A 7,803-nucleotide genomic window follows, 5' to 3' on the forward strand; every position below is an offset into this window, starting at 1 on the left:
GGGCCTTAGCGCCATTCTCGGGAGAAAATCCAATGTCGTTTCGCACCCTTGCCGCCGCCGCTCCGTTCGCGCTCGTGCTCGCGGCATGCTCCTCCGCCGAGGATGCGAGTGACTCCGACGCCGCTCGGGAAGATGCGACCGCATCCGCTACCGCCAATGCCGCCGCGGGCGCGGCGAAGACGGTGGAGGAGGAGAACGACCTCTACAGTTTCTCCTACGCCTACCCGGCGGCTGCGGGCGCGCTTCCCGAACTCGCCGTACACCTCGACCAGGACGCGGAAGAGGCAAAGGCCACACTGGTCTCCGAATCGAAGGACGATCAGACACAGGCGGAAGCGAACGACTATCCCTACCGCGCGCACAGCTTCTCGAAGGAATGGAAGGTGGTGGCCGATCTCCCGCGTTATCTCAGCCTCTCCGGCGAGTTCGCGACTTACTCGGGCGGGGCGCACGGGATGTACGGCCTCGAGTCGCTGGTGTGGGACAAGCAGGCGAAGGCCGGGATGGACGGAGTCGCTCTGTTCCAGTCGGCCGAGGCGCTCGATGAAGCGCTGGGGCAGAAGCTGTGCGACGCGCTCGACGCGGAACGCGCGAAGCGCCGCGGCGAGGCGGTTCCGGCCGATGCCGGGGATGATGACACCGGCTTCAACTCCTGCCAGCACGTGAAGGACGCGACCGTGCTCGTCGGCTCCTCCGGTGGGGGGAAGTTCGACCGGATCGGCATCTGGTTCGGCCCCTATGTCGCCGGGCCCTATGCGGAGGGAAGTTACGAGCTCAACTTCCCGGTCGACGCCGCCGTGATCGAAGCCGTGAAACCCGAATACCGCGAGGCGTTCGGCGCGAAGGAGTAAGCGCCCTCGGGCTGCAAAGCGGGAATGCGCCCTCGCAATCGGCGCATTCTCGCACTACATCGGCCCGCATGACCGAATACCAGGTGATCGACAGCCGCGAGACCGTCATCCGCGACGGCACCATCAAGCTTCACGGACCCGAAGGATTCGAGGGAATGCGCCGTGCGGGGCAACTCGCCGCGAGCATTCTCGACGCGATCGTGCCGTTGATGCAGCCGGGCGTGACCACGGCCGAGATCGACGACAAGGTCCGCGAGCTGACGCTGGCGGGCGGGGCGGTCCCGGCGACGCTCGGCTACCGCGGCTATACCCATTCGTGCTGCATCTCGATCAACCACGTCGTGTGCCACGGCATCCCGGGCGACAAGGCGCTGAAGGACGGCGACATCGTCAATGTCGACGTCACCCCGCTGCTCGATGGCTGGCACGGCGACACCAGCCGCATGTACCTGATCGGCGACGTGCCGCTGAAGGCGCGGCGGCTGGTCGACGTGACTCACGAATGCCTGATGATCGGGATCGAGAAGGCCCAGCCGGGTGCCCGGCTCGGCGACATCGGCGCGGCGATCGAGCAACATGCGCGGCAGTTCCGCTACGGCGTGGTGCGCGAGTTCTGCGGCCACGGCGTCGGCCGCCTGTTCCACGACGCGCCGGAAGTGGTCCATGCGGCGACGGCCGGCACCGGCCCTGAACTGCGCCCCGGCATGTTCTTCACCATCGAGCCGATGATCAACCTCGGCAAGCCGTGGGTGAAGCTGCTCAAGGACGGCTGGACCGCCGTGACGCGCGACAAGAGCCTCTCGGCCCAGTTCGAACACTCGATCGGCATCACCGAGGACGGGAACGAGATTTTCACCCTGAGCCAGAAGGGCCTGCACAAGCCGCCTTACGAGTGATCTTGGTCTGGCACTCCGGGAGGACGACAGAGATCACTCCTCCCGAGCAGCTCTCACCGCCGCTCCCGCCGCAAACGGCGTCACCGCGACGAGCAGCAGGCTGATCGCCGCAGCGAAGGCAAGTCCGCCGCCGTCGGGCCGGGCGAGGGCGCCCGCACCGAAGATCAGGATCGGCACGCTGAGCGGGATCAGGAGCAGTCCGGAAAGAGCGGCACCGCTGCGCAGGCTGGCGGTCAGCGCCGCGATCAGCACGCCGATCGCGGCGAGGCCCGGCGTGCCCGCGAGCAGGCCGAGGAGCACCGTGCGCAAGGTCTCCCGTTCCAGCCCCAGCAGCGCGGCAGCGGGCAGGGCGGCAAGCAGCAGCAGCGGCGCGAAGCTGAGCCAGTGCGCCAGCATCCGCACGGCGATCGCCAGTTCCTCCGCCACACCGCGTACCGCGAGCTGATCGAACACGCCCTCGTCCAGGTCGGGCGCGACGAGCCGGTCGAGCGGAAGGATCGCCGCGAGCAGCGCCGCGACCCAGATCACTCCCCCGCCGGTTCGCGCGAGAAGCGGCGCGTCGGGTCCGACGGCGAACGGATAGAGCATCGCCACGGCAAGGAAGAACAGCAGCGGCAGCAGCGCCCCGCCGCGCCGTCCGCCCGGCATCAGCAGCGCAAGGTCGCGCAGGAGCAGCCGGCCGATCACGCCGCGAAATCCGTGATCTTGAGACGGGTAGCCTCGACCAATTTGATCGGCTGGTGCGAGGCGACGACGCAGGTGCCGCCCGCAGCGCGGTGCTCCGCGATCAGCGTCTCGACCAGCTCGGTTCCGGCGGTGTCGAGCCCGTTGAGCGGCTCGTCCAGCAGCCAGACCGGCGCGCGCTGGCCGAGCAGACGGGCGAGCGCGGCACGCTTGCGCTGGCCGGTCGAGAGATAGCGCACCGGCACGTCGGCCAGCTCGGCAAGGCCGAGCCGCTCGCGGTGCGCCGCCATCAGGGAAGCGCCGCTGCCGTCGAGTTCGCTCCAGAAGGCGAGGGCGCGTTCGAGCGGAACCTGCGGATCGAGCGCGTGGCGTTCGTCGAGCAGGGCGATCGAGGCGCGGGATTCGACCGATCCGTGGAACGGCCGCAGCAGGCCGGCGAGAATGCGGATCAGGCTCGTCTTGCCGATCCCGTTCGGCCCGGCGACGTGGCACGCCTCTCCCCGCGACAACGACAGCGACAGGCCGCGGAACAGCAGTCGCTCGCCGCGGCGGCAGGCCAGGTCCCGGGCGGCGAGCATCGCTTGCATGACCGCGCCCGATAGGCGAAAGGCTGCCTGCTCACAAGCCGACCGCAAGCGGAGAAGATCGGATGGCCGTCGCCAAACTCACCGAGGAAGAACGCACGATCGCCCTCGGCGATCTGCAGGGCTGGTCGCTCGCAAGCGACCGCGACGCGATCGAGCGCACGTTCACCTTCGCCGATTTCGTCGAGGCCTTCGGCTTCATGACCCGGGTGGCGCTGCTGGCCGAGAAGGCCGACCATCACCCCGAGTGGTCGAACGTCTACAACCGGGTCGAGATCGCGCTGACCACCCACGATGCGGACGGCCTGTCGCAGCGCGACATCGACATGGCGAAGTCGATCGACGCGCTCTAGCGGCCGAGCGGACGCGCCTGCTGGCGCGCCATCTTGCGAACCCGCCCGGGCATCCAGCGCGAGGCGAAGGCCATCCGGCGCGCCGTCTGTCCGACCAGCGTGTGCAGCCGGTCGCCGTGCACCGCATCCCATGCCGCCTGGGCGACGTCGCCGACCGGCGTGATCTCCAGCCCCGCCGCCTTGACCCGATCGCGGATCGCCTCGTTGCTGGCGGCGTTGGGCGTGTGCTCGAGCAGCGGCGTGTCGATGAAGCCGGGGCACAACGAGCGCACCCGGATCCCGAACTCGGCCCATTCGGCATCGAGTGCCTCGGTCACACCGCGCACGCCGAACTTGGTCGCCGAATAGACCGACGCGCCGCTGGTGCCGTAGATGCCGGCGGCGCTCGCGGTGTTGAGCAGGCAGCTTCCCGGCGCCGTCCTCTGCAGGTGCGGGAGCGCGGCCTGCGCACCGTAGAGCACGCCTTTCAGATTGATGTCGATGCAGCGGTCGATTTCCTCGACCGTGTTCTCGCTGAGCGAGCCGCCGAGGGGAATGCCGGCATTGTTGGCGACCACGTCGATCCGCCCGTCGGCCGCCTTGGCAAACGCCTCCAGCGCCGTGTCCCAGGCGGCGCGGTCGCGCACGTCGAACTTGTGCGCGTAAGTGAACTCGTTGCCGATCCCGGCCAGCGTTTCTCGCATGCCGGCGTTGTCGATGTCGCCTACCCCGACAAACCAGCCCCGCTGGCCGAAGAGTTGCGCGATCGCCCGGCCTATGCCGGAGCCGCCGCCGGTTATGAAGATCGCTTTCCGCTCACTCATTTCGGTATTCTCCCTCCCATCTCCGGGGCGGAGGGATAGACTGGGCTGACAGGCTTGTCAGCCGCGTTTCGTCAGAGCGCAGGGTTGTTGTAGCTGTGCCAGGTCAGGAGCGACACGGCGCCGCGATGCGGCCGCCATGCTTCGGCCAGTGCGCGAGTCTCCTTTTCGGATGGTCGCGCCTCGAGGCCGAGGATCTTGCCGATACCGACCTGCACAGCAAGGTCGCCCGCCGGCCAGATGTCGGGCCGTCCCTCGGCGAAGAGCAGGTAGATCTCCGCCGACCAGCGGCCGATGCCCTTGATCCGGGTCAGCTCGGCGATGGCTTCCTCGTCGTCGGCGGGCAGCCGGTCCAGGTCGAGCTCGCCGCTCACCACCAGTTCGGACAGCGAGCGGGCGTAGCCCTGCTTCTGACGCGAGAGGCCGCAGGCGCGCAGCGTGTCGAAATCGCGCGACAGCAATTCGGTGGGGGCGACCTCTTCGCCCAGTTCCGCCTCCAGCTTGCGCCAGACCGACGCGGCGGCCGCGACGCTGACCTGCTGGCCGACGATCGTGCGCAGCAGCGTGAGGTATCCGGTCGGGCGGATACGCGGCTCGGGATAGCCGACCCGCGACAGCGCCTCCGCCAGCTTCGGTTCGCGCGCAGCCACTTCGTCCAGCCCCTCGCGCAGCTGCTCGCTCGTCAATCCCATCGTCCGCCGCTTGCCTTCATCCGTTCGATTGCCTAGCAGCCCGCGCAAAGCGGCCTGTACTGGCCGGGCCATAGGGGAAGAGTACGCAATGCCCAAGCTGATCGTCGTCAATCGCGCCGGCGAGGAATCCGCCATCGACGTGGCCGACGGCCTGACGGTGATGGAGGCCATCCGCGACAACGGCTTCGACGAGTTGCTCGCGCTGTGCGGCGGCTGCTGCTCGTGCGCGACCTGCCACGTGCACGTCGACCCGGCATTCAAGGACGCCCTGCCGGCGATGAGCGAGGACGAGGACGACCTGCTCGAAAGCAGCGACCACCGCGACGAGAATTCGCGCCTCGGCTGCCAGATTCCCTTCACTGCCGATCTCGACGGTCTGAAGGTGACGATCGCCGAGGAAGACTGACGAACCGATCCTCCCCATTGGGCTTCGCAAAATGGGGAGGAGCTGAGGATCATCACATCATAGGACTCATATCCGCGCGCAAACTGCAATTGCATTGCGTGCGCGCTGCGGGAAACCTAGCTGTAGGCTGATGACCGCACCTGCGCCTACTCCCGATACCCTGGACCTCATCGGCAACACGCCTCTCGTTCTGCTCAAGGGGCCGAGCGAGGCGGCCGATTGCGAAATCTGGGGCAAATGCGAATTCGCCAACCCAGGCGCCAGCGTGAAGGACCGCGCGGCACTCGGGATCATCCGCGATGCCGAGGCACGCGGGGAGCTCAAGCCCGGCGGCTGCGTGGTCGAAGGGACGGCGGGCAATACCGGTATCGGCATCGCGCTCGTCGCCAATGCGCTCGGCTACCGCACGATCATCGTCATGCCGGACAACCAGAGCCGCGAGAAGATGGCGACCCTGCGCGCGCTCGGCGCAGAGCTCGTGCTCGTCCCGCCGACCAAGTATTCCGACTGCAACCACTTCGTCCACACCAGCCGGCGTCTGGCGGAGGAGACCGAAGGGGCGATCTGGGCCAACCAGTTCGACAACGTCGCCAACCGCAAGGCGCATATCGAAGGCACCGCGGCGGAGCTGTGGGAACAGCTCGAAGGCCGGATCGACGGCTTCACCTGCGCCGCGGGCACCGGCGGCACGATCGCGGGCGTCGGCATGGGCCTCAAGGAATTCGACGAGACGGTGACCATCGCGCTCACCGATCCGCACGGCGCCGCGCTGTTCAACTTCTACGCGCATGGCGAGCTGAAGGCCGAAGGCAGCTCGGTCGCGGAAGGGATCGGGCAGGGCCGGATCACCGCCAACCTCGAAGGCGCGCCGATCGATACCCAGTTCCGCGTTTCCGACGAGGAAGGGCTCAAATGGGTCGGACGGCTCCTGCGCGAGGAAGGGCTGTGCCTGGGCCTGTCGTCGGGCATCAACGTCGCCGGCGCGGTCGCGCTCGGCCGGCAGCTCGGCAAGGGATCGCGCGTGGCGACCGTGCTGTGCGACACCGGCTTCCGGTATCTCTCCACGCTCTACAACCGCGAGTGGCTCGAAGCGAAGGGCCTCCCGGTGTTCGACTGGCTCGAACGCGATTGACTGGCCTGCGCGATGGCGTAGCCTGACAGCATGCGCAGGATAGGCGACATTCTCGGTGCGAGGCGCCGGGGCGGCCCCGAGGAAACGGCCGTGGGCATCGCCGGCACGCGTTCGGAGTCGCTGCACCGGCTGCAGGTCGGGCTCTCCGGTCTGGCGGCAATCGTGCTGATGCTGGCTCTCGCCAACGTGATCATGGACCGCGCCAACCGCACGGAGGCGGCCAGCGTGCCCGATGCCGCGGCGACCGTGCTGCCTCCGGTGCACAGCCAGCAGAACGATCCTCTGGCCGACGCGGGCGTGGTTCCCGACGTTCCGGTCCGTCCGGAACCGACGCCGACGTCCACGCAAGTTCCGGTGATAGTGCTCGATCCGGACGATGCGCCTGACCCGGAATAAGCTGGCGATTCTCGCCGCAGCGACGGCAGTCGTCATTGCGCTTGCGGGCTGGGGGCTCGCCGGTGCAGGGCGCCCCAAGCCTGTGCTCGGACTCTTCACCACGCTGCCGATCTACTGGGCGGAAGCCGCCGACATGTCCGAAATGCTCAACCGGCAGGCCCACCCCGGCTGGGTCCGCGGCGCGCTGGACGATCGTTTCGAACTCTTCCCGCTCGATACGCTCGCCGCACCGGAAAGCGGCGCGGCGCGCGATCTCGACGATATCGACGTCCTTCTCCTGGCCCAGCCCCGCGCGCTGTCGCCGCAGGAGAACGTCGCGCTCGACGACTGGGTCCGGGCGGGCGGCCACGTGCTGGTCTTCGCCGATCCGATGCTGACGGTGGAGTCGCGCTTCGCGATCGGCGATCGGCGCCGGCCGCAGGACGTCGCGCTGCTTTCGCCGATCCTCCGCCGCTGGGGACTGGAGATGCATTTCGATCCCGAGCAGACCGCCGGGGAGCGGACGATCGCCACCGACACCACGCCGATCCCGGTCAATCTCGCGGGAACTCTCCATCCGGTCGACGGCTACCCGACCAGCACCGAGGATTGCTGGATCGCCTACGACCGGCTGTTCGCGCAGTGCGCCATCGAGGCGGGCGTCGCCACAGTGGTCGCCGATGCTGCCTTGTTCGAGGAAGCGGACGGCGAGCGAGGCGAGGTGCGGGCCGACGCGCTCGAATGGCTTACCGCGAGCGCCTTCAGCGACGCTCGGCGCTGAGTATCGGCACAACCGGGGATTTTACGGGACGGGATGGGGCTCCGTGCGGGATCGCGCGGGAATCTGCGGGGAATCCGTGCCCTTGCGAACACCTGCAAGAGCGGTGGTGCCCATAATTTTTGCTTGTTTAGCAATGGATTACAGACTCATCCCCTATAATCCCCTAAATTTCCCTTTCTTCCCGCATCTACCCGGTTTAGAAATGCCTTCTATCGGACAGGTCGTCTCGCGCTGCGTCCCGATTCGCGG

11 protein-coding genes are annotated in these 7,803 nt (G+C 67.9%); 7 read left to right on the forward strand and 4 right to left on the reverse strand.

The annotated features are described in order from the left end of the window. Positions 1-32 precede the first annotated feature (32 nt). Entirely contained in the window at positions 33-851 is an 819-nt protein-coding gene (locus D2V04_RS09165; protein ID WP_119513273.1) for a DUF4163 domain-containing protein, read from the forward strand. 68 nt (positions 852-919) lie between these two features. After that, the gene (gene map, locus D2V04_RS09170; RefSeq protein ID WP_119513275.1) at positions 920-1,747 is read left to right on the forward strand and encodes a type I methionyl aminopeptidase; all 828 of its coding nucleotides are present in this window, start codon (positions 920-922) and stop codon (positions 1,745-1,747) included. 33 nt (positions 1,748-1,780) lie between these two features. Here the strand turns inward: map and D2V04_RS09175 are convergent, their stop codons facing one another. Then, entirely contained in the window at positions 1,781-2,434 is a 654-nt protein-coding gene (locus D2V04_RS09175; RefSeq protein ID WP_119513277.1) for a heme exporter protein CcmB, read from the reverse strand. Further along, a complete protein-coding gene (gene ccmA, locus D2V04_RS09180; RefSeq protein ID WP_119513279.1) occupies positions 2,431-3,018 on the reverse strand; it encodes a heme ABC exporter ATP-binding protein CcmA in 588 nt (195 codons plus the stop codon). The genes D2V04_RS09175 and ccmA overlap by 4 nt, the downstream gene beginning before the upstream one ends. Positions 3,019-3,041: 23 nt before the next feature. Here ccmA and D2V04_RS09185 point away from each other — a divergent pair, with 23 nt between their 5' ends. Then, positions 3,042-3,368, forward strand: coding sequence for a 4a-hydroxytetrahydrobiopterin dehydratase (locus D2V04_RS09185; RefSeq protein WP_267463453.1), 327 nt, complete (start codon positions 3,042-3,044; stop codon positions 3,366-3,368). Here D2V04_RS09185 and D2V04_RS09190 read toward each other — a convergent pair. Continuing rightward, positions 3,365-4,171: an SDR family oxidoreductase gene (locus D2V04_RS09190; protein ID WP_119513283.1), complete on the reverse strand. Its 807-nt coding sequence runs from the start codon at positions 4,169-4,171 to the stop codon at positions 3,365-3,367. The two genes, D2V04_RS09185 and D2V04_RS09190, sit on opposite strands and share 4 nt — an antisense overlap. Positions 4,172-4,242: 71 nt before the next feature. After that, the gene (locus tag D2V04_RS09195) at positions 4,243-4,860 is read right to left on the reverse strand and encodes a DNA-3-methyladenine glycosylase family protein (RefSeq protein WP_119513285.1); all 618 of its coding nucleotides are present in this window, start codon (positions 4,858-4,860) and stop codon (positions 4,243-4,245) included. Between the two features lie 88 nt (positions 4,861-4,948). Between D2V04_RS09195 and D2V04_RS09200 the strand changes: the two genes are divergently transcribed. From D2V04_RS09200 to D2V04_RS09215, 4 genes are all read left to right on the forward strand, one after another. After that, a complete protein-coding gene (locus D2V04_RS09200) occupies positions 4,949-5,266 on the forward strand; it encodes a 2Fe-2S iron-sulfur cluster-binding protein (RefSeq protein ID WP_119513286.1) in 318 nt (105 codons plus the stop codon). Positions 5,267-5,396: 130 nt separating this feature from the next. Next, positions 5,397-6,398 carry a cysteine synthase A gene (locus D2V04_RS09205; protein WP_119513288.1) on the forward strand — a complete coding sequence of 334 codons (1,002 nt, stop codon included), beginning with the start codon at positions 5,397-5,399 and terminating at the stop codon, positions 6,396-6,398. A gap of 30 nt (positions 6,399-6,428) precedes the next feature. Continuing rightward, a complete protein-coding gene (locus tag D2V04_RS09210; protein ID WP_119513290.1) occupies positions 6,429-6,794 on the forward strand; it encodes a hypothetical protein in 366 nt (121 codons plus the stop codon). Next, positions 6,775-7,554: a Gldg family protein gene (locus tag D2V04_RS09215; protein WP_119513292.1), complete on the forward strand. Its 780-nt coding sequence runs from the start codon at positions 6,775-6,777 to the stop codon at positions 7,552-7,554. Before D2V04_RS09210 ends, D2V04_RS09215 begins: the two co-directional genes overlap by 20 nt. The last annotated feature ends 249 nt before the right edge of the window (positions 7,555-7,803 follow it).

The sequence above is a fragment of the Pelagerythrobacter aerophilus genome (assembly GCF_003581645.1).
GTDB lineage: Bacteria > Pseudomonadota > Alphaproteobacteria > Sphingomonadales > Sphingomonadaceae > Pelagerythrobacter > Pelagerythrobacter aerophilus.

Coding starts and splice junctions, on each gene's coding strand:
- ccmA (WP_119513279.1), bottom strand. CDS start 3,018: ATGCAAGCGATGCTCGCCGCCCGGGACCTGGCCTGCCGCCGCGGCGAG.
- D2V04_RS09195 (WP_119513285.1), bottom strand. CDS start 4,860: ATGGGATTGACGAGCGAGCAGCTGCGCGAGGGGCTGGACGAAGTGGCT.
- D2V04_RS09200 (WP_119513286.1), top strand. CDS start 4,949: ATGCCCAAGCTGATCGTCGTCAATCGCGCCGGCGAGGAATCCGCCATC.
- D2V04_RS09215 (WP_119513292.1), top strand. CDS start 6,775: ATGCGCCTGACCCGGAATAAGCTGGCGATTCTCGCCGCAGCGACGGCA.
- D2V04_RS09190 (WP_119513283.1), bottom strand. CDS start 4,171: ATGAGTGAGCGGAAAGCGATCTTCATAACCGGCGGCGGCTCCGGCATA.
- D2V04_RS09165 (WP_119513273.1), top strand. CDS start 33: ATGTCGTTTCGCACCCTTGCCGCCGCCGCTCCGTTCGCGCTCGTGCTC.
- D2V04_RS09205 (WP_119513288.1), top strand. CDS start 5,397: ATGACCGCACCTGCGCCTACTCCCGATACCCTGGACCTCATCGGCAAC.
- map (WP_119513275.1), top strand. CDS start 920: ATGACCGAATACCAGGTGATCGACAGCCGCGAGACCGTCATCCGCGAC.
- D2V04_RS09210 (WP_119513290.1), top strand. CDS start 6,429: ATGCGCAGGATAGGCGACATTCTCGGTGCGAGGCGCCGGGGCGGCCCC.